The sequence below is a fragment of the Clostridium pasteurianum genome, from assembly GCF_001705235.1.
Lineage (GTDB): Bacteria > Bacillota > Clostridia > Clostridiales > Clostridiaceae > Clostridium_S > Clostridium_S pasteurianum_A.
In genome coordinates, this window is the sequence record NZ_MCGV01000001.1 from 3,779,432 (window position 1) to 3,802,125 (window position 22,694).

Annotated in this window: 13 protein-coding genes and 1 other annotated feature; of the genes, 7 read left to right on the forward strand and 6 right to left on the reverse strand. The window is 29.0% G+C overall.

Annotated features, from left to right (window positions below; translation table 11 throughout):
* The first annotated feature begins 1 nt into the window (after position 1).
* Positions 2-4,414: a hypothetical protein gene (locus tag BEE63_RS16920; RefSeq protein ID WP_066022501.1), complete on the forward strand. Its 4,413-nt coding sequence runs from the start codon at positions 2-4 to the stop codon at positions 4,412-4,414.
* 440 nt (positions 4,415-4,854) lie between these two features.
* On the opposite strand, the gene BEE63_RS16925 is transcribed toward BEE63_RS16920, so the two are convergent.
* Positions 4,855-5,214, reverse strand: coding sequence for a tetratricopeptide repeat protein (locus BEE63_RS16925; protein ID WP_066023269.1), 360 nt, complete (start codon positions 5,212-5,214; stop codon positions 4,855-4,857).
* Between the two features lie 474 nt (positions 5,215-5,688).
* Here BEE63_RS16925 and BEE63_RS16930 point away from each other — a divergent pair, with 474 nt between their 5' ends.
* On the forward strand, positions 5,689-9,987 hold the full coding sequence (locus BEE63_RS16930) for a 2-hydroxyacyl-CoA dehydratase (RefSeq protein WP_066022502.1): 4,299 nt from the start codon (positions 5,689-5,691) through the stop codon (positions 9,985-9,987).
* Positions 9,988-10,290: 303 nt separating this feature from the next.
* Here BEE63_RS16930 and BEE63_RS16935 read toward each other — a convergent pair whose 3' ends face one another.
* A complete protein-coding gene (locus BEE63_RS16935) occupies positions 10,291-10,830 on the reverse strand; it encodes a serine/threonine protein kinase (protein WP_066022503.1) in 540 nt (179 codons plus the stop codon).
* Positions 10,831-11,175: 345 nt separating this feature from the next.
* On the opposite strand from BEE63_RS16935, the gene BEE63_RS16940 reads away from it, so the two are divergent.
* The 5 genes from BEE63_RS16940 (at position 11,176) to BEE63_RS16960 (ending at position 17,841) form a co-directional block, all read left to right on the forward strand.
* Entirely contained in the window at positions 11,176-11,514 is a 339-nt protein-coding gene (locus BEE63_RS16940; RefSeq protein WP_066023270.1) for a cupin domain-containing protein, read from the forward strand.
* A gap of 119 nt (positions 11,515-11,633) precedes the next feature.
* Positions 11,634-11,850 (forward strand) — a binding site (T-box leader).
* 51 nt (positions 11,851-11,901) lie between these two features.
* Positions 11,902-14,547, forward strand: coding sequence for a valine--tRNA ligase (locus BEE63_RS16945; RefSeq protein WP_066022504.1), 2,646 nt, complete (start codon positions 11,902-11,904; stop codon positions 14,545-14,547).
* 303 nt (positions 14,548-14,850) lie between these two features.
* Positions 14,851-16,149 carry a bifunctional folylpolyglutamate synthase/dihydrofolate synthase gene (locus tag BEE63_RS16950; RefSeq protein ID WP_066022505.1) on the forward strand — a complete coding sequence of 433 codons (1,299 nt, stop codon included), beginning with the start codon at positions 14,851-14,853 and terminating at the stop codon, positions 16,147-16,149.
* Between the two features lie 31 nt (positions 16,150-16,180).
* A complete protein-coding gene (locus BEE63_RS16955; protein WP_066022506.1) occupies positions 16,181-16,888 on the forward strand; it encodes a hypothetical protein in 708 nt (235 codons plus the stop codon).
* 92 nt (positions 16,889-16,980) lie between these two features.
* Positions 16,981-17,841 (forward strand): polysaccharide deacetylase family protein, encoded by an 861-nt coding sequence (locus tag BEE63_RS16960; RefSeq protein WP_431732480.1) that lies wholly within the window; start codon positions 16,981-16,983, stop codon positions 17,839-17,841.
* Between the two features lie 336 nt (positions 17,842-18,177).
* Here BEE63_RS16960 and BEE63_RS16965 read toward each other — a convergent pair whose 3' ends face one another.
* The 4 genes from BEE63_RS16965 to BEE63_RS16980 form a co-directional block, all read right to left on the reverse strand.
* The gene (locus BEE63_RS16965) at positions 18,178-18,738 is read right to left on the reverse strand and encodes a phosphatase PAP2 family protein (protein ID WP_066022508.1); all 561 of its coding nucleotides are present in this window, start codon (positions 18,736-18,738) and stop codon (positions 18,178-18,180) included.
* 219 nt (positions 18,739-18,957) lie between these two features.
* Positions 18,958-19,308 (reverse strand): four-helix bundle copper-binding protein, encoded by a 351-nt coding sequence (locus BEE63_RS16970; protein WP_066022509.1) that lies wholly within the window; start codon positions 19,306-19,308, stop codon positions 18,958-18,960.
* Between the two features lie 99 nt (positions 19,309-19,407).
* Entirely contained in the window at positions 19,408-20,541 is a 1,134-nt protein-coding gene (locus BEE63_RS16975) for a YibE/F family protein (RefSeq protein ID WP_066022510.1), read from the reverse strand.
* A 4-nt stretch (positions 20,542-20,545) separates the two neighbouring features.
* Positions 20,546-22,453 (reverse strand): LTA synthase family protein, encoded by a 1,908-nt coding sequence (locus tag BEE63_RS16980; protein WP_066022511.1) that lies wholly within the window; start codon positions 22,451-22,453, stop codon positions 20,546-20,548.
* Positions 22,454-22,694 lie beyond the last annotated feature (241 nt).

The window sequence follows — 22,694 nt, forward strand, 5'->3', positions numbered from 1 at the left end:
TATGAAGGATATTAAAAGTAAGCTGAAAATTTTTTTGAATAAACATAGATATGATTTTATATGTATATTAATATTATATTTATTAATAATTCTTATATTGAATCCCATATATAGAAGCGGACATATTGTTTTTAGTGATATAGATTTTGGATTTTCTTCAAAAGGTTATATGAATGAGATATTTGGAGCATGGAATGAAAGGTGGAGTACTTCTACATTGCTAAATGTGCCGCGTTTAATGTATATACTTCCATTTTATGCATTATCAATGGTATTTAATTATAGTGGAGCAGTATTCTTAAAAAGTTTTATTACAGGTATAATATTAATTTCTGGAACATCTATGTATATATTTTGCAATAGGCTTTTAAATATATATTTTATTAACAATAAGCTGCTAAAAAAGATTGTTATTATACCTGGGGCTTTGTATTATGCTATAAATCCATGGGTTATAGTTAGAATACAACATGTTTATCTATTATGTGGATATAGCCTTTTTCCATTAATTATTATGTTTTATTTAAATATTTTCTATTATAGATTTGAAGAAACCATAATAGAGGATTATGACATACAAAGTACTAGGATTTATAAGAGAAATATATTTGATATGTTTATGCTAAGTGTTGTTTTTGCATTTAGTGCTGCTGCAATACATTATTTTTTTTACGGAATTATAGTTATATTTATTATAACTATTTTTATTTTGTTAAAATTGTCTTTAGAGTGTTTAGTGAAAAAGAAATACAACTTTAAATGCATAATGGTAAATTTTTTTAAAAAAGTGTTTATATTTATACCAATATTCATAGTTACAAATGCTTACTGGTTGTCTATGTATGTATTTAGTATTATTTTAAAGGCAGAGGTTACGCAGCATAATGTAAATGTAATTGATACTTTATTTTTATTTGGAAAATACAGTTCTATAAAAAATATACTTTATTTAATATCATATTGGTGGCCTATGTTTGATATTAGAAGTCTTAGCATAAGTTTTTATATTTCAGGAGGTATAATTTTATTAATAATATTATATTCGATAATATTTGAGATAAGACGGAAATATTTAATTTTATGTTTTACTGCACTTACTGGAATTTTTTTGATATTATCTACAGGACCTAATTTTGATTGGTTTTATAGCATGTTTGTAGGAATAAATAAACTTCCTGTTATAGGCAGCATATTTAGAGACTGTAATAAAATGGTAGCGATAATGGCATGTTTTTTAAGTGTACTCCTTATATTTGGATTGTATTCCATTACCATAAGATTTAATAGGTTTAAATATGTTATGACGTTTTGCATTTTATTTACCACATTTATAATTGTGTGCTTGTTAGTATATATACATCCGTTTTATATACATTATATAAAGGGATTTTATAATCCTGTAAAGGAACCTAAAGAGTATATAGAATTGCAAAATAAATTAAAAAATAAAGGTTCTTTTAGCAGTAAGGTTTTATATCTACCTATTGCAGATAATATGCTGCAATCTAAAACAGGAGTTTCAACACCATACTGGAATGTAAATGGTGAAAAGTATGGAATGGAGAAGGCAACAGGTGATATACAAGTATATTCGTCTTCAAAAAACACTATATTTCAACATGAAGGCAATTCCATGAATATACAATATTATATGAATTTCCTTCAATATTTAATGGATAGGGGCATGTCTATAAATATTGGTAAATTAATAAGTGCATTTGGAGTTAATCAATTTGTATATCATAAGGAATACAATGGTCAAACTCAAAGACAGAATTTTAATAAAAAAATAATAAGCAAGGATTCGTCTATTAAAAAAACTTATGAAAATAAAATTGCGACTTGTTATGATATTAAGAATAGCTTGCCATATTTATACAATGTACCTAAAAAGATATATACTCCATATGGCTTTGATAAATTAGAAAGTTATAATAGTATACCTAATTTTAATTTTAAGAATTTAGGTGTTATATTTTCGGCAATAGATAAAAAATCATGTATAGACATTTTGAATAAAGGTGATTACCTTGAAGCCAATAATATAAATGATGTTTTAATGTGTAATTTGAAGCAAGATGATTATATAGTTCCTTTTGATAGTATTAATAGCTCTGATGCATATATGAACTGGGCTAAAACTTTGTGTCAAAATTCAGATTGGCTGTGGATTTTAAATTCACAGGATATAAATAATTTCCCATTTGATTTCGATTTTAATTCAGGAATAGTGTATACTTTTTCAAATATGAAATTAAATGCGGCTCCTAATAAAGTAAATAAAATCAAGGGGAAAAATATAGTGAATTTTAAAGATATTTTAAAGAAAAATGATTTTTTTGTATCAGAGAATCCTTCTGAATATAAAATTGAGGCTGATGTAAAGGAAAAGAATAGTAGCGCACCATATGTAAAGGGTGAAATAGAAAAAGGTCAGTCAAATAATATCTGGGAAGTAGCTAAATCTGGTGTTTTAAGAGCTAAGGAAAATAATCCATATAAATTTAGGATAAATATTTCAGGCAAGAATACTAGTAAACTTCACTTTAAAGTTAAATATTTTGATACTAATATGCACGAAATATACAGCAGCTATGTTGTAAAACCATCAGATGATTGTGATTTTGATTCTATGGATTTTAATGGAGAGTGTGTATCTCCACCAGGAGCAAAGTACATGAGAATGGAACTCCTATGCTATAAAAATCCAAAGGAAAAAACTTATTGGAAGATTCATGACATCAATATATACGATTTAAGTAAATATAAAATTTCTAATTCCTTTGATATGAACAAAAAACTCAAAAAACCTGAAAATGCAAAAGTCTATATAAGAGCCTTCGTTTCTAAAAAGGGTGGAAAACTTAAAATTACTATTGGAAACAAATCTGCCTATGTAGATACATTTAATTCTTATGAGAATCAGTTTAAATGGATTGAAGTTGGAAAGTTTCACTTTAATGCTGGAGATAATTCTATTAAGGTTGAAAACAAATCAGGTTTTAATGCGGTAAATTTGTTCACAGTGGTTTCTGATGATGAGTATAATAATTTGAAAAAAAAGCTTTATAAAAAGGCTGATGAATGTAAGGTATTTTATGAACTTGAGGCAGAGAATAACTTTGAATATTCTGGAAATATTCAAAGCAGCAGGATATATCCTAAGTTAAGTATGGGGAGAAGCATAAGTTCTCAAAATGGTACTTTAAAAAGAAACGTAGACATAATAAAAGATGCAAATTATTCTTTTGTAATGAATATGAATGCTTTTAATGGAAATAACGGATATGTTACTTTTGAAATTAAAAATTTAAAGGATAATAGTACAACAACAAGGCAGATATCTAGCAGTGAATTTACTAAGATAAATAATGATAATGAAGTCGTAAATTTGAATAGTTTAAGTAATAATTTTCAGTATACATTAAAAAACATACCAGATCAAATGAGTTATTATAAGAGAATTGAATTAAAAGATATATATCTTAAAAAAGGAAAATATACAATTACAATAACATTTAATAGCTGTGCACCAACGTTAAGTGATTTTACTGATTTACATAAATTTAAATATAATGAGCAGGTAGATAAAAAGAGCAGTAACAAAAAAAACAATGCTAGAGTTTCAAAAGAAAAAATAAATGATTCAATGATGGATAGTCACATTGATAAAGATGTTTTTGAAATAAATTTACAGAAAACAAAATCAGATGATTGGTATGATTATGCTTCTAAAAAAATGAATGTTATAGAGCAAAATGAATATTTATTTGAGGTTTCAGTTATTTCAAAATATGTACATGATAGACATATGAAAATAGTATTTATGGACAAGGATTCTAGAGTTATTTCAGATGTATATATTAATGATATAAATGAGAGGTTTAAAAACGATTGGAACTCATATGAGCAGGTGATAGAAGCTCCTAAAAAAGCATCATATATGCAATTTCACATATTATGTAGAGGAAATAGTAGTAAAGATGGTTACATAGAGATGAAAAAGTATAATATTTATCATTATTCAGAATTAATATCTGTCGACAATTTAATAATGTTTGAGGGAAATAATTTTGATGAATTCTTTCCGTCTAAAGTAAAGGGGAAGAAAGTAAAATATTCAAGGGTAGATTCTATGAAGAGACTTTTGTCTATTTCTAATCCTAATAATGAAAAATTACTTATAAATTATTCAGAATCACCAACTCCTCTTTGGAATTTGAATTTAGATGGTGACAATGAGCGAGGGGACTTAGCCGTAAATGGAGTTACTTCAGGATTTATTACGAATAAAAATGGAAATGGAAGTATAAGTGTAATTCTTAGGAATATATATTATGGAAGTTTTATATTTGAACTGATATTGACTTCTATAGGTATATTTATTTATAAAAAAATCTATAAAAATAAGTGAAACTTTATAAAACCACAAAAGAAGATTGTTACTCATAAATGAGGTTTGGTTTCTGCGCATTATCTTTCTTAATCCAGTATAAGTATTTTCTAACTTACATGGACTTTGTCTGTACTGCTCATGCAAGTTAAAGATTGCCTGCTTGAAGTTAAGAATAATAGGTTGAAATCCAAACTACGTGTATGATAATTTTATGACTTTTTCACCAATAGTTATTAGATTTTTTTTAAATTTCCATGCTTTTATTTTAAGCGAAGTAATAGTATTTTGGAAACGATTTAAATAAAGGTCAATAAGAATTGCTTCAAATTATAAAAAGACTTAGAAATTTTAATTTGTTTGAGCTTTTTTCAGCGAGTTATTAAAATTTCTTAGCATTTTTATAATTCGAAGCTTAGACTTATGATTTTTATTTAATGTTTCAAAATACTATTATTTTGCTAAAGAGAAAATTTTTTATAAGAATTTAGAATAAGTGTAATAGCTTTTTTACAATCCTCATCATTATTGTCAATAGACCAGGCTTTATTAAAGCATATTAAAGCTTTTTTCTTATTTTTTGTCATAGCATAACAGTAACCAAGATTAAAATAGTATCTGCTGTCTTCTCTTTTAGTAAGAGCCAATTTTATAAATGGTATAGCCTTTTCATAGTTTTTTAATTTTATGAGACACACAGCGGAGTTATATAATGATGCAGATTCATTTTCTTTTAATTCAAGAGCTTTTTTATACATTGAAAGAGCTTTTTTGTAGTCTTTTTTATTATAATAATCTGTAGCTTTATTAAAATATAATATATTAAAGACCTCCTTACATGAGTTTGTATTTAAATTTATATCCAATATATGTAATAATATTCAATTTTCATAAAGATTTAAATTGAGGAATTTATTTTTATATGATAGAATAATAATTAGTAAAAGATAATATGTATTAATAAGAACAAAATAAATATATAGTGAGGTTAATTTAACTAGCTACATAATGTAGCACTAACAAACCTTGTGTTAGCATATATGAGAGTAAGAAGGATAACTATCATATAAGGAGTTTTAGTCAGATTCAGTATCCTTCTAAATTATAAAAAAGCATTTTCTAAAAATAAAAGTTGATTTGTGTAATACGCTTTTAAACTGTAAAACCTCGTGATAAAAAGAGTGCTTTTATGAGATTAAGAAGGATAATGGGCTTTGCCCAAACCTCGTATATGTTAACATTTATTTAACTATATGTTATACTAAATTGAATTCAAAATAGATAGGAAGGTAACTATGGGAGAAAATTTACATTTAGGATTAGATGTAGGATCAACTACTGTAAAAATAGTAATTTTAAATGATGATGATAACATTTTATACAGTAAGTATCAGAGACATTATTCAGATATTAAGTTTACAATTATAAGCCTCATAACTGAAGCATACGAAAAATTTAAAAATGAAAATGTTACAGTTATGGTAACCGGTTCTGGAGGATTGTCTGTTTCCGAATGGATGGATGTTAAATTTATTCAAGAAGTAATAGCATGTACTAATACTATTGAAAAAATTGTACCTGAAACTGATGTTGCAATAGAACTTGGTGGAGAAGATGCAAAAATAACTTATTTTTATGATGATAATATAGATCAAAGAATGAATGGAACTTGTGCTGGCGGAACAGGAGCATTTATCGATCAAATGGCTACGCTCTTAAAGACAGATGCCGCAGGCTTAAATGAGCTTGCTAAAAAGCATACATGTATATACCCAATTGCAGCTAGATGCGGTGTTTTTGCAAAGACAGATGTTCAGCCCCTTTTAAATGAAGGTGCGGCAAAAGAGGATGTAGCAGCTTCAATACTTCAAGCAGTTGTAAATCAAACTATAAGTGGCCTTGCTTGTGGAAAACCAATAAAAGGTAAAGTCGCATTTTTAGGTGGACCTCTTTACTTTTTATCTGAACTGAGACAGAGATTTATTGAAACTTTAAAACTCGCAGATGATGAGGTTATTTTCCCGGATAATTCACAGCTATTTGTAGCTATGGGTGCAGCACTTTCTTCTAAAAATGAGGAAGTATTAACTTTTAGAGAAATAAAGAAAAGACTTTTAAAACTAAATAAAGCAGTAGACAATGGAGTAAATACCTTAGAGCCTTTATTTAGAGATGAAGATGATTATAATAAATTTAAGGAAAGACATGATAAAGATAAAGTAAGTAGAAGAGAACTTAGTTCATATAGTGGAAATTGTTTTTTGGGAATAGATGCAGGTTCTACTACTACGAAGGCAGTTTTAATATCTGATACTGGAGAACTTTTATATTCATATTATGGAAGTAATGAAGGAAGTCCTTTAAAGCTTTCAGTAAAAATATTAAAGGATATATATAGTAAGCTTCCTGAGAATGCTCATATTGTTAATAGTGCATCTACAGGATACGGAGAGAGCCTTATAAAAGCAGCACTTAAAGTTGATATTGGACAGGTTGAAACAGTTGCACATTATAAAGCTGCTGAATTTTTCCAGCCTGGTGTTGATTTTATACTTGATATTGGTGGACAAGATATGAAGTGTATGAGGGTAAAGGATGGAGTAATAAGCTCTGTAACTTTAAATGAAGCTTGTTCATCAGGATGCGGCTCGTTTTTGGAGACATTTGCCAAATCATTAAATATGGATGTACGTGAGTTTGCAAAGACTGCTATTTTTGCTAAGAGACCTGTTGACTTGGGGTCAAGGTGTACGGTATTTATGAATTCAAGGGTAAAGCAGTCTCAAAAAGAAGGTGCTGAAGTAGGTGACATATCAGCTGGACTTTCATACTCAGTAATAAAAAATGCACTCTTTAAGGTTATAAAGGTTAGAAACCCAAAGGATTTGGGCAAAAGAGTAATAGTACAAGGTGGAACTTTCTATAATGATGCTGTGCTTAGAAGTTTTGAAATAATATCAGGAAGAGAAGCTATAAGACCTGATATTGCAGGACTTATGGGCGCTTTTGGAGCAGCTATTATAGCAAAGGAAAACTATGATGGTAAGCATGAAACAGCCATATTAAAGAGTGATGAACTTGAAAAGTTTGGCACTCAAACAAGTATGAGAAGATGCGGCAAATGTGCTAATAATTGTATGCTTACAGTGAATGAGTTTTCAGATGGAAGACAGTTTATAACTGGAAATAGATGTGAAAGAGGCGCTGGCAGCGAAATCAAGAAAAATGATCTTCCTAATTTGTATGATTATAAATATAAGAGGATTTTTGGTTATATACCACTTAAAAAGACAGAAGCCAAAAGAGGAGTTGTTGGAATTCCTAGAGTTTTAAATATGTATGAAAACTATCCATTTTGGTTTACTTTTTTTACAGAGCTAGGGTTTAGAGTTGAATTATCACCTAGATCGTCTAAACGTGTTTATGAAAAAGGTATGGATACAATACCGTCTGAATCTGTATGTTATCCTGGTAAAATTGCACATGGACATGTTGTTAGTCTTATGGAAAGAGGTATAAAGTTCATATTTTATCCTTGTGTTCCATATGAGAGACAGGAACAAAAGGATGCAAATAATCATTATAATTGTCCTATAGTAACCTCTTATGCAGAGATTATAAAGAATAATATTGATGGTCTTAGAGATGGAGATATAATATTTAAAAATCCTTTCTTGTCATTAGATGATAAGGGCAAACTAAAAGAAATGCTTTTAGAGTCACTTAAGGAATTTAATTTAACAAAGAGTGAAGTTGGCTTAGCTGTGGATAAAGCGTGGGATGAACAGGAAAACTTAAGGCAGGATATAGGTAGAAAAGGTGAAGAAGTTTTAAAATATTTAAAGAAAACTGGTAAAAAAGGAATAGTTTTATCAGGAAGACCATATCACATTGATCCTGAAATAAACCATGGGATACCAGAACTTATAAATAGTTTTGGGATGGCTGTTTTAACTGAGGATTCTATTGCGCATCTTGGAAAAGTTGAAAGACCTTTAAGAGTAGTAGATCAATGGGTATATCATTCAAGGCTGTATGCAGCAGCAAGTTTTGTTGCACATGAAGATAATCTTGAACTTGTACAACTTAATTCTTTTGGATGCGGGCTTGATGCGGTAACAACTGATCAAGTTGAAGAAATACTGGATCAGTATGGAAAAATATATACTCTCATTAAAATAGATGAGGGAAGCAATCTAGGAGCTATAAGGATAAGAATAAGGTCCCTTAAAGCAGCTATGGCTGAGAGAGATAAGAATAATATAAAACCTGAAAGGAAGTTTGAACTTCCAAAGAGAAAAGTATTTACTAAGGAAATGAGAAAAAATCATACTATATTGATGCCTCAAATGTCTCCTATACATTTTCAATTTTTGGAGACGGCACTTAGAAGTGAAGGATATAATCTTGTTGTTATGCCTTCTGTGGACAAGAAGTGTGTAGATGAAGGATTAAAGTATGTAAATAATGATGCTTGCTATCCATCTATAATAGTAGTTGGACAAATGATAGAAGCTTTAAAATCTGGAAAATATGACTTGAATAATACATCCCTTTTGATATCACAAACAGGTGGTGGATGTAGAGCAACTAACTATATAGGATTTATACGTAAAGCTATAAAGGATGCGGGTTTTGAAAAAGTTCCTGTAATTGCAATAAGTGCTCAAAGATTTGAAAAGAATCCTGGTATAACTTACAGTTTAGGAACTGGAATAAAGGCAATAAAGGCAATTTTATATGGAGATCTTTTGATGAGAGTTCTATATAAGGTTAGGCCTTATGAAAAGGTCAAAGGTTCTGCAAATAAGCTTTATGATAAATGGGTAAACATATGTAAAGATGATTCATCAAATGCTAAAATTAAAACATTTAAAAATAATGTAAGAAATATAGTTAAAGAATTTGATAATCTTGAGTTAAATGATGTAGTGAAGCCTAAAGTTGGACTTGTAGGTGAAATATTAGTTAAATTTCATCCTACAGCGAATAATAATGTAGTAGATGTTATAGAAAGAGAAGGGGCAGAAGCTGTAATGCCTGATTTAATGGATTTTGTACTTTATTCTTCATATAATACTACATTTAAGGATAAGCATTATCATACAGATAAAAAGGGAAAATTTCTTTCTAATATACTTATAGATGCTATAGAACATTTTAGAAAACCAATGAAAATGGCACTTAAAGAAAGCATTAGGTTTACTCCTCCAAGTTCCATTAAAGAATTGGCAGAGGGTGTAAAGGGCATAGTTTCAGTGGGAAATCAGACTGGAGAAGGATGGTTTCTAACAGCTGAGATGGTAGAATTAATAAATGATGGAGTTTTGAATGTTATATGTATGCAGCCATTTGCTTGTCTTCCAAACCATGTTACTGGTAAGGGAGTCATAAAAGAACTTAAAAGAAGATACTCTAAGGCAAATATAGCAGCTATTGATTTTGATCCAGGTGCAAGTGAAGTTAATCAAATTAATAGAATAAAGCTTATGCTTTCAACTGCATTTAAGAACTTGGATAATAAAAAGCAAGAAAACAGTTTGAATGAGGCTGAGGAAGAAGTAGCTTCTGTAACTGAAAAGGCTAATATGTAAAAAGTAATCAAGATGAAATAATATAGGTATTAAAATAAAAACCGCTATTTGAATTTCACAAACTTCGTAGAATATACAGAGTTTGATTGTTTAAATAGCGGTTTACTAAGTTTTACTCCAAAAGTGAAATAACAGTGCTGAAGGAACGATTTAAAAAAGTTCTAATAAATCTTGGTAAAAAAATCTTAAAATTATCGTGCACGAGGCTTGGGCTTTGCCCATTATCCTTCTTAACCTAATACATGCACTCTCTATATTATGAGAGTGCATGTATTAGATAATTTTTAATGTTCCAAAGCACTATTATTTCGTATGGTACCATTTTGTGTATAAATTTGGTCTCTCGGATTTTAGAACTTTCCAGAACAATTCAAGGCAGTTCAAAGATTTTAAATCTTGCAGCAGGTGATATGGAAATCTTGTTTTTTTTGTAAAACTATGCCTAGGATCAATTATTCTTAGATTTTTATTATTTTGAACAAATACATGTACAAATCTTACATCTATTTTTTTAAATCCTGCATTTTTCATGTATTCAAGAAGATAAATAAGTTCAAGCATTAATTTTTCTGAGGCACCGTTTTTTTTAATGTAATCATTTATATTTATACCATCTATATATTCTCTTATCATATAGTGGCTGTGAAATTCATATGGTTCAGGAAAATACGGACCATTCCTTACCTTTTTTAATATATGATACTCTTCACTACAGGAGCTTGGATTTTTAAATATTTTAACAACTCTATTATCCGGCATAAGATACACACTTCCGCTGTGACCTTTTCCCAGAAACCTACAATTTTCTAATTTTATTATAGTATTAGATCTTTTATTTTTCATTATTACACCTTCTTTTAATCTTATGTCAAATATATAGATTTAACTAGTAAATTACTATTTTAAATAGCAAATTTTCGATGTCCCTAATAATCTTGTGAAATTTAAATAACTGAGTCATTGTATATATCTAGATAATATACTTCTTAATATTAGCTTATAGTAGAAAATAATATTTGTTACAGTTTATTTATATGATATTAGTAAATTCTATGGATTAATATTTAAATTTTATTGTATATATTAATTAGAATTTCATTTGAATCACATACTATTAGAATCAACAGAAATATAATGAATTTATAAAGTCTAACGGTAAATAATAAAAACAAGGAGGAAAACGTTATGATGGGAAAATTTTTTAAAAATGTAGAGTTTGCAAAGGAGCTAGTACTTAAAAATAATGTGAACTATGCTGAAGGACAGGTTGTTAGCAAAACATTAGTGCAAACAGAAAATGTAAGTATGACTCTATTTTCATTTGACAAGGGTGAGGAAATAAGCTCACATTCGGCATCAGGAGATGCATTAGTTTATGTAATAGAAGGTGAGGCGGCTGTCACAGTTGGTGATAATAAGTCTACAGCTGTTAAAGAAGGAAATTTTATAGTTATGCCTAGTAATGTTCCACATGCTTTAGTAGCAACTCAAAGATTTAAAATGATGTTAATAGTAGTAAAAGGTTAATAAAATATAACGATTGAGATCGAAATTCTACATAAATGCCGTGGATTATTAATTAAATTTTAATTATGGTATATTGACATAATTTGAAATTTAATTATAATAAAAATAAGTGGCATAAAATTTAAACGTTGAAGAAGAGGAGTAAAAGTAATATTTGCATGTAGAGAGGGAAAACTTAAGGTGAAAGATTTTCCTATGTTAATTGCTTTGAAGGTAGCTTCTGAGTTCTTCTATTGAAATTTTAAGTAGGTAGAAGCGGTTTCTTACCGTTATGTATAAAGAGTCTGCTTTTTAAAAGCAGGAATAAAGGTGGTATCGCGCACAGTCGTCCTTTGATGGATTGCTGTGCTTTTTTGTTTTCACAAAAGTAGGAAAGGATTGATTTTAATGAAAGAATTTAATGAAATGGCAAAAACATATGATCCTAAAGAATTTGAAGATAGAATATATAAATGGTGGGAGGAAAAAAGGTTTTTTACTCCAAAAGCTGATGATAGAAAAAAAACTTATACAATAATGATGCCACCTCCTAATATAACGGGAAAACTTCACTTAGGTCATGCACTTGATTGTGCACTTCAGGATTTCATGATAAGAACCAAGAGAATGCAGGGATTTGAGACTTTATGGCTACCAGGTCAGGATCATGCTAGTATTGCTACAGAAGTAAAGGTTGAAAAAGAGCTCCTAAAAAAAGGACTAAAGAAAAAAGAAATGGGAAGAGAGAAATTCCTTGAAAAAGTATGGGATTGGACTAAGGAATACAGAGAAAGAATAAAGAATCAGCAAAAAAAGCTTGGAGTTTCGGCTGATTTTACAAGAGAAAGATTTACTATGGATGAAGGACTTAATAAAGCTGTAAGAACAGTATTTGTAAAACTTTATAATGAAGGTCTAATATATCAGGGAAATAGGATTACAAATTGGTGTCCTAAATGTCAAACCGCATTATCTGATGCTGAAATAGAGTATAAAGAGGATGCAGGATTTTTCTGGCATATAAAATATCCAGTAGAAGGCACAGATGATTTTCTTGAAATAGCAACCACAAGACCAGAAACGATGCTTGGTGATACTGCTGTTGCTGTAAATCCAAAGGATGAAAGATATAAAAAGTTTGTGGGGAAAACACTTATTTTACCGCTTGTAAACAGAAAAATACCTGTAGTTCAAGATGATTATGTTGATATGGAATTCGGTACAGGTGCTGTTAAGATAACTCCTGCCCATGATCCAAACGATTATGAAGTAGGTAAGAGACATAACCTTGAAGAAATTGTTATGTTAAATGATGATGGAACAGTAAGGGATGGCTTTGGAAAGTATTCAGGACTTGATAGATATGAAGCAAGAAAAGTTATAGTTGAGGATCTTAAAAAAGAAGGATATCTTGTAAAAATAAAAGAGCATGTCCATAATGTTGGAACACATGATAGGTGTGGAAGTATAATTGAACCTATGATATCAAAACAATGGTATGTTAAGATGAAATCCTTAGCAGAGCCAGCTATAAAAGCAGTTAGAAATGGTGATACTAAATTTGTTCCTGAAAGATTTGATAAAATTTATTTTAACTGGATGGAAAACATTCAAGATTGGTGTATTTCAAGACAGTTATGGTGGGGACATAGAATTCCAGTATGGTATTGTAAAGATTGTAATGCTATAACTGTTTCAGTTGATACTCCACATGAATGTTCAAAATGTAAGAGTAAAAATCTTGAGCAGGATAAAGATGTTCTTGATACATGGTTTAGTTCTGCACTTTGGCCTTTTTCAACACTTGGTTGGCCAGATAAAACTGAAGATTTAAAGTGTTTTTATCCTACAAATACTCTTGTTACAGGATATGATATAATATTCTTTTGGGTAGCAAGAATGGTATTCTCAGGAATCTATAATATGGGTGAAACTCCATTTAAACATGTTTATATACATGGACTGGTAAGAGATGCTGAAGGAAGGAAAATGTCAAAATCTCTTGGTAATGGTGTAGATCCACTTGATGTAATTGATGAATATGGAGCAGATGCACTTAGATTTATGCTTATAACAGGTAATGCTCCAGGAAATGATATAAGATATAAAGTAGAAAAGGTAGAAGCAGCAAGAAATTTTGCCAACAAAATGTGGAATGCATCTAGATTTGTACTTATGAATCTTGATAAGGATGTAATGGATAAATATAAAGATTCAAAGGACTATAGTCTTGCTGACAAGTGGATATTATCAAGGTGTAATTCTCTTGTAGGGGAGATAACAGAAAACATAGATAAATTTGAGCTTGGAATAGCATCTCAAAAGGTTTATGACTTTATGTGGAATGAGTTCTGTGATTGGTATATTGAACTTGTAAAACCTGTAATGTATGGAGATGACGAAAAAGCAAAGGGAACTTCATATAATGTTCTTTATAAAGTTCTAACTACAGGACTTCAGTTATTACACCCTGTAATGCCATATATAACAGAGGAGATCTATCAGCATTTAGGGGGAGAGTATGAATCTATAGCTATTTCAAAATGGCCTTGCTATGATGAAAAACTTAAGAATGATGAATCGGAAAAGGCAATGGATTATATTATTGAGGCTATAAAATCAATTAGAAATGTAAGAGCTGAAATGAATGTACCACCTTCTAAGAAAGCTAAAATAATGATATTTACGGATGATGAAAATAAGCGAGCTTTTGAGCTTGGTAAAAATTATTTTGAGAAACTTGCATATGCTTCTGAAGTAAGCTTCTTAAAGACAAAGAATGAGGCACCTGAAAATGCAGTATCATGTGTAACCAAGTCTGCTGAACTGTTTATGCCGCTTCTTGATCTAATTGATGTAGATAAAGAAAAAGAAAGATTAAACAAAGAAAAAGACAAACTTCACAGTGAAATAGACAGAGTTAATAAAAAGCTTTCTAATAAAGGCTTTACAGCTAAGGCACCAGAAAAGGTAGTTGAAGGTGAAAGGCTAAAGGGAGAAAAATATAAGAAAATGCTTGAAGCTGTTGAGGAGAGATTAGCAGCACTTAAATAGGGTATGTGAATTACAAGAAGCTGCTACATTAAAAAAATTAAGAATGAAGAATTAAGAATGAATGAGGATTTTCAGACGCTTTGCTATAGAAAATCTACATTTTATAAAAGAACATTTCCAATAATGAAAATGGAAGTAGTTATAATTTTGTAAATTTTTCGTAATGAAATGGAGAAAAACTTACCATCATTCTTAATTTTTAATTCTTAATTTTTTTTATAAAATGTGTCTAAATAAATTGAATTAAGATTATGACCTTTACAATTTAGTAAGTAAAACTATAATAAGATATGAGGTGATTTTTTGAATTATAAAGAAGCTATTAATTATATACATGGTTCTTTAAAATTTGGTGTGAATCTTGGTTTAGAGAGAGTCGAAAGGCTTCTTGAAATTTTGGGGAATCCTCATAAAAAAATAAAGTGTATTCATGTTGCAGGTACAAATGGAAAAGGGTCTACAGTGGCTATGATAAGTCAAGTACTTATAGAAGCTGGATATAAGGTAGGTATGTATACATCACCTTATATAGAAGATTTCGAGGAAAGAATTCAGATAAATAATAGGAATATACCTAAAGAAGATTTATGCACTATAATTGAAAAGGTTAAAAATGCAGTAGATCAAATAAAAGATGAAGAAATAGAAAATCCTACTGAATTTGAAATAATAACGGTAGCAGCATTTTTATATTTTTATATGAATAAAATTGATTATGCTGTAATTGAAGTTGGTCTTGGTGGTAGATTTGATGCTACAAATATAATAGAACCTATTCTTACAGTTATAACTTCAATAAGTTATGATCATATGAATGTGCTGGGAAATACATTAGGGAAAATTGCTTATGAAAAGGCAGGAATTATTAAAGAAGGAATTCCTTTAATTCTATATCCGCAGAAAAAGGAAGCACATGATGTTATAATAGAAATTGCAAAGGAAAAAAAATCGGAAATAACGGATGTTGGAAAAGCCAAAGCCAAATTTATAGAAAATTTAGTTGAAGATAATAAATATTTTCAAAGAGTACATATAGACACATTGAAGGAGCAGTATGATATAAAATTAGCCCTTCTTGGTAAGCATCAACTTATTAATGCCGCTACGGCTATTATGGCTATTCAGAATTTGCAGCAGCGAGGGGTGTTAATACAGAAAAAGCATATATTAAAAGGCTTATCTAAAGTGGTGTGGAAGGGAAGAATTCAAGTTATAAAAAATGAACCTCTTGTTGTTTTAGATGGGGCCCATAATATTGATGGTATATCAAGGCTAAAGGAAAGTATAAAAATTCATTTTAAATATAATAGATTAATACTTATTCTAGGAATATTAGCAGATAAAGAAGTAGAAAAAATGGTGAAAATAATAGCTGAGGATGCGTTTAAGGTTATAACTGTATCACCACATAATGATAGAGCGGAAAATGCGGAGGCATTATGTGATATAGTTAAAAATTATAATAATAAATGTGAAGCTGAAATGGATTATAAAAGAGCTTATGAAAAGGCTGCTTCTTATTACAGAAAAGGAGATATGATTCTTATATGTGGATCTCTATATATGATAGGAGATATGATTAGAATTATAAAAAGTGAATAGTAAAAAACCTTTAGAAAAGGAGACAACTTATATGAGGGAAATAGGATTGATAAGATGGTTTGGTGGATACAATGTAAAGCAAAAAAGAATGAATGATTTTGGCTTTATAACAAATGACAAAAATGAAGATATATATTTTAATAAAGGACATGTTCAGTGTAAATTGAAAGAACTTACTGCAGGGACAGCGGTAACTTTTGAAAAGGGAATAAATTATAAAAATAATAGGGATCAATGTATTAGAGTAAAACTTTTAAAGGATGAAAAGGATATAGAACTTTTTTATAAATTTTTAAATAGCGATATATGTAGTCAGCTTAACCTAAAAGATAAAAGTGACATATTACTCAATATTGAAGAAAAAGATGTTGTGAGATTCTGGAATGAGTATTCAGAAGAATTAAAAATAATGTTTCTTTATAGACTTTGTATGGAAAACAGAAAGTTTAATCTTATTGAGAATATCAATGAAGAAAATGAATTTATAAGGGCTATGCTCTTATTGTATTGGGGAAAAATTAATGAATGCTCAAATGAAATTATAGTAACTAAGGTACTAAATTTGATTAAAACATATTTGAATACAAGTTCTGAAAGTGTAAATTTAGTTGATAATTGTAAAGAAGAACAGCGTGATTTTTCTATTATCGATTTTGTGAATTGTTGTACATCTAAGCTTGATAAGAAAAATAGAGAGCTTGAAGAACTTTTAAGTGTGTTGCAGATAAAGTCAGCATAGTAAATTATATATAATATGTATGAATGTAATATGTAATATGTATTTTTAATATTGCTTTTACTCTGATATAATGTAATAAGTTATAGTTAGGGGTGAAGACATTGAATAAAAACAAAAGGAAAAAATTATTAGTAAAAAGAGGAGCAGCTGTTTGCTTAGTAGCTGTTGTTGCTATTGTAAGTGCTTGTATTATTCAAAGAAAATACAATAAAAAGAACCAAGTAAGTGCTTATAATAGTACTAAGGTTATTAAGAAAAGCAAGATTAAAAAAGTCAAAAGTAAAGATAATAAGCTAAGTGGTGCAGATGTTTTTAATATAGAAAATTGTGCTCCAGGAGTAGTTGAGCCGTGGGTTACGAAAAAAGATAGTCCACATAAAGTAGCATATTTGACATTTGATGATGGCCCTTCTATTAATACAAGAAAGATACTAGATATTTTAAATCAGAACAATATAAAAGCTACGTTTTTTTTAATAGGAAAAAATGTAGAAAGATATCCGGATCTTGCTAAATTAGAGGTGGCAAATGGAGAAACAGTTGCCAATCATACTTATAGTCATGTTTTAAATTATAGGGAGTCACCGGATGTATTTGTAAATGATATAAATAGATGTGATACGGTACTTAAATCTGTGCTTGGAGATAAATATATACCTAAATTTGTTAGGTTTCCAGGTGGAGCTTTTGGAAGAAGAATTCCTCCTTTTAAAGCGGCTGTAACAAATGCAGGATATAGATTTATAAACTGGAACGCTTTAGATGGTGATGCAGAGCATCCTCTTTCTTCTGTAGATTACTTGATGGATCGTGTTAGGACAACTGTACAAGGGAAAAAGGTTGTTGTTATATTAATGCATGATGCAGCAGCAAAGACAACAACAGTACAAGCTTTACCACAGATAATACAGTATTTAAAATCACAGGGTTATAGCTTTGGACAATTACAATAAATACTGAGAAGTAATAGTATTTTGAAACATTAAATAAAAATCATAAGACTTATCATACAAGAGGTTTGGGCTTTAGCCCATTATCCTTCTTTACTTTAAATGGGCACTCTCTATATTATGAGAGTGCCCATTTAGGTAATCTTTAATATTAATAAATTAGAATTGTTACTAGTAAATATTAAAATAGTCTGTATTTTATATAGAAGGATAATGGGTCCTTGACCCAAATCCCATGTATGATAAGATTTATAGAATCTTTTTAATGTTGCAAATCAACATTAGTTCGCAATATATATAAACTACGAATTATTAATTTAATGCCACAGTTCTATAAAATTATACACTCTTTGTATGCGCTTTAATTTTATGCGATTTCTTAAAGTTCCTAGGTATTAACTTTAAGAAAGAAGTAGATAGTACAGCTAAAATAAAGCCTGCAATAACATCTAATGGATAATGATGTCCTACATATATTCTTGAAAAACCAACAATAATTGATAATAAAATAAGTACTCTCCCAAGTGGTTTATTAATTTTAAATATACCAAGTGCTATACATAAAGTAACTATAGCATGGTCACTAGGGAAGGATGAAGTGAGCTTATGCGGATAAAGTAAATTTACTTTATTAAATACAAAGGGTCTATTAACAAAGTGAATTTTACCTATGATAAATACAAGAAGCATGTCCAAAGCAATTATAAAAGCACATGAAATAGTTATTTTTTTCATGTAGTTATTTTTTGCAAGTATACTAAGAATAAATTCTGCTAAAAGCAGTGCCATGAAAAAGTATATAACATATTTTGATATGAAAATCATTAGTTTATCTAATAACTGATTTTTATAAGCTAGATTATTTATTAAATGAAATAAGCTTAAGTTTAATTTTGTCATTTGGTAGCCTCCATTAAATTTTTTCTGCTCTAAAATTAAATGTAGTAATTATAATTTAGATATGTATCAATTATAACAGTATAATGAATATGTATAAAATATAAAAAGGGTATATTAGGTATATTATAAATGTATATGCCACTTTGGTGGTAGAAAGTAACCAATATAATAAAGCAGTCAGGAGTAATAATGAAAAACATCCTAACTGCTTACTCTAAATTACTGCATACTAGCCATTTTTCTGCATTCATTGGCACATGTACGGCATTCATCGGCGCACTTTTGGCAGTGTTCATCTTTAAATCTAGAGCACTCTTTTGCACATGTATCACAAATTGTAGCGCACATGTTGCAATGTTCTTTTACAAACTGCCCATTCATAGACATAAGTCCTGATGACATTTCACACATTCTTGCACATTCAATAAGGTTTTTTATGCAGCTTCTTCTTGCATTTAAGTCGGGTTCATTGATACATGCCTCAAAACATTCATAACATGCTTGAGTACATCTATTACATTCATCAATACATTTTTGATATTTGCTTGTTACCATGGTTGCAATACCCATTTAAGAACACTCCTTTAATTTAAGTTAATTTAAATACAAATTTATTATGTTTAAATTAAATGTTTTTATACTTAAATTAAGGATAAGTTTCATCCATTCTTAATTTTCAATTCTTAATTGTTTTTTTGTTCGATTTAATAATAAAGCGGCTGTTACAGCAGTTATGGGAACAGTAAACAATAATCCCAAACTGCCAGCTAGAGAATTTAAGATTTCTACTGCAACAATATCTTGATCTAAAGTCCTATATAGTGGAAGATTATAGGACTGAATCAAAATTAAATTATATAAATTTCCACCTACATATGCAAGTATTAGGGTGTTTGCCATAGTTCCCATTATATCTTGTCCTATTTTCATTGCAGATTTTATTAATTCAGATGTACTGATATCTGGCTTTTTTTCTTTTATTTCACTTACAGAAGAAGCTATAGACATACTAATATCCATTACAGCACCTAAAGCTCCCATTAGTATTCCACTGAATAATAGTCCCCTAAAATTAAAGTTTTTATCTTGGGAGATATATACTAGCATTTGAAGCTGTTCATCTGTAAAGCCAGTTAATTTTAATTTATAACTAAAGGTTATTGCAATTAAAGCAGCAATCAGCAGCCCACTGCATGTTCCAATAATTGCTGCTAGGGTTTTTCTGTTTTTCCCACTTATTACAATTAAACTTATTGTGCTTATAGCTATGCACAATATAGTGGATACATATATTGGATTGTATCCTTTAATTATAAGTGGTATTAATACTTTTAAAATAACAAAACCAGTTACAAAAAGAGCTAAAATGGATTTTAACCCTTTATCGCCGGCTAAAATGCCAAGTAATAGTATAAATGAAAATATTAAAATGTACAAAGACTTATATCTTATAATTTCGTATATATAGGCTCGTTTTATAGTTCCATTATCGTTTTCTTCAATATTAAGAAGAACATTTGAACCTTTTTCAACCATATACTCATCGAATGTTTTATCATTTACAATGTTGTCTACTTTAACAATATCACCTTTATGGTCACCAGAGGTGATTTTAACACTTAATTGATGCTGATTTAGTTTACTTGAATTTTTTTTGGCTTTAGATTTAGTTTTAACTTTACCTGAATTTATATTAATTACTTTACCTGTTATTGGTTTATTTATTATATAATCATAAGAAGCATATAGTATTAACAAAAGTAGGAATGATATTATTAATACTACTTTTTTTTTCTTATTCATATTACTACCTACCTTTTTGTTTCTTTTTACTATCTTGTTTTAGGAAGCTTTTTATTAAATTATGGTTTAAAATATCATCAGAATATTCTAGCTGGTTTAAAGAATTTTCTTTCATATTTTTTAGCTTTGTAGTTGGAGAAATAACCTTTTTAGTATCTATATCATAATAATTATCTTCAAAGGAAACATAAAAATGCTTTCCATCAGTGAATGAACCATTTCTAAAAGTAACCATATTATTTTGTGTATTTAGTAAATCAGAACCAAACATATATTTTTTATTGAGACCAAATAGATTTGCAAGTGTAGGGTAAAGATCTATTTGACTGCTGTACATAGAGTTCACTCCCTTGTTTTCGTCGTTAGGAAAGTGAATTAACATAGGTACTTTTTGAAGTTCATACCAATCTAGATTTGTTGGCTTTTTAATATTTTCAAAATCATAAAGGTCGTTTATTGCATTTTTAGGAATAGCATAATGATCACCATAAAGGACAACTATAGAGTTGTCCAGTATACCTTGTTTTTGAAGTTTATCTAAAAACATTCCAAGTTGTGCATCGGTATAGTGTATTCCATTTAAATAATTTCCAAAGAGAGTTCCTTTATATTTTCCTACATCAAAATTTCCATAACCTTTTTGATCATCAAAAGGATAATGGCTGCTTAAAGTAATTAAAAACGAAAAGTATGGCTGCTTGAATTTCTGCATCATGGGAAGTGTTTGATTAAGCCAGGACTTATCGCTTAAACCAAGGCCTACAGTTTCATTAATATTATAATTATGTTCAGAATAGTAATCATCAAAATCTTCTGCTTTATACATTACGTTTCTATTCCAAAATCCTGCTTTATAGCCATTAATAGCAGCCGAGTAATAACCTTTATCGTTCATTTGTTTAGCTAAAGAATCGAGGGTATCATTGCAGTACATATAATAAGCTGCACCGGAGTTTGCGGGATACAAAGAATTGTTAGATAAAAATTCAGCATCGGATGTCATACCGGAAGATACCTGATAAAAATAGTTATTAAAATATAGGCTTTTTCCTATCCATCTGTTTAAGTTTGGTGTGATCTCTTGTCCATTAATTTTTTGACCGATTGTGAATTGCTGTAGAGCCTCTACTTGGATCATAATTAAATTTTTACCTTTTGCAGCTCCAGAAAAATTAGAAGTAGTATATGTGTCTTTTTTCTTCAAATAGTCCTTTATTTTTTGCTGCTTTTCAGCTGGGAGAGATTTTAAATTCATTATTTTTGTAGAAATAACATTGTAAGCATCTAAAACCTGAAAATTAATAATACCAATAACTTTAGCTATATATACTTTATTAACCATTGTAGATAGTAAACCAGGCTGCTCTATTGCTAAATTATTAATTTTAGAGATGTTTATAGGTAAAGCTATAACTAGAAGTATTAGAAATTTTGCAAAGCGTACCTTGCAGATTTCAGTATTATCAAAATAACGTTTGAAAATTTTAGCTAGGGGTACTAGAATTATACAATCACTAAGATAAAGGAAATCTGACAGATGTATTAAATCCTTTAAACTAGAAGATACACCGCCTAAAAGTACACCGTTTCTTATTACTGAAATTGTTATACAATCCTTAAAGTACCTATAATAAGCTGAATCAGCTATAAGAAGTATACTAACTATTAAATTAAAAAAGTAAAGAAATCTAAATCTTCCTTTACTTTTAAATAGCATTGAAAAACTACAAATTATTATTATTGATGAAAAGACCGCTGGAAATATAAATTTTTCACTAAAGAAAGTAGGAGATATTAATTTCTCATAATTAAGAACTTTAATTGTGACAATTATAATTGTATATATAATATATGCATTCCTAGTCCAAAATTTTTTGAAAATGTTTTGTAAATTAATTAGCTTATCATTCATTGCATTGCCTCCATTACTATAATCAAGTAAATCTTTTACCATGAGTTTACTTCACTATATAATATAAATTTAAATAGGGAAAATTAACTTGGGTTAAACTGTTTTTACCGGTAATAACGTTAACTCAAGGTTTTGCAATATTTACTTATATCATTATAGCAATACATAATATATATATAAAATATTAAAAAAATATATGTTATATATAAAAAATGTATATATAAAGTATATATATACATTA

What these genes read in the sequence shown, in the direction of transcription:
- BEE63_RS16920 (WP_066022501.1), top strand. Translation starts at nt 2, where the DNA reads ATGAAGGATATTAAAAGTAAGCTGAAAATTTTTTTGAATAAACATAGA.
- BEE63_RS16975 (WP_066022510.1), bottom strand. Translation starts at nt 20,541, where the DNA reads ATGAATAAGAAAAAAAAAGTAGTATTAATAATATCATTCCTACTTTTG.
- BEE63_RS16980 (WP_066022511.1), bottom strand. Translation starts at nt 22,453, where the DNA reads ATGAATGATAAGCTAATTAATTTACAAAACATTTTCAAAAAATTTTGG.
- BEE63_RS16935 (WP_066022503.1), bottom strand. Translation starts at nt 10,830, where the DNA reads ATGAAAAATAAAAGATCTAATACTATAATAAAATTAGAAAATTGTAGG.
- BEE63_RS16930 (WP_066022502.1), top strand. Translation starts at nt 5,689, where the DNA reads ATGGGAGAAAATTTACATTTAGGATTAGATGTAGGATCAACTACTGTA.
- BEE63_RS16940 (WP_066023270.1), top strand. Translation starts at nt 11,176, where the DNA reads ATGGGAAAATTTTTTAAAAATGTAGAGTTTGCAAAGGAGCTAGTACTT.
- BEE63_RS16970 (WP_066022509.1), bottom strand. Translation starts at nt 19,308, where the DNA reads ATGGGTATTGCAACCATGGTAACAAGCAAATATCAAAAATGTATTGAT.
- BEE63_RS16955 (WP_066022506.1), top strand. Translation starts at nt 16,181, where the DNA reads ATGAGGGAAATAGGATTGATAAGATGGTTTGGTGGATACAATGTAAAG.
- BEE63_RS16945 (WP_066022504.1), top strand. Translation starts at nt 11,902, where the DNA reads ATGAAAGAATTTAATGAAATGGCAAAAACATATGATCCTAAAGAATTT.
- BEE63_RS16965 (WP_066022508.1), bottom strand. Translation starts at nt 18,738, where the DNA reads ATGACAAAATTAAACTTAAGCTTATTTCATTTAATAAATAATCTAGCT.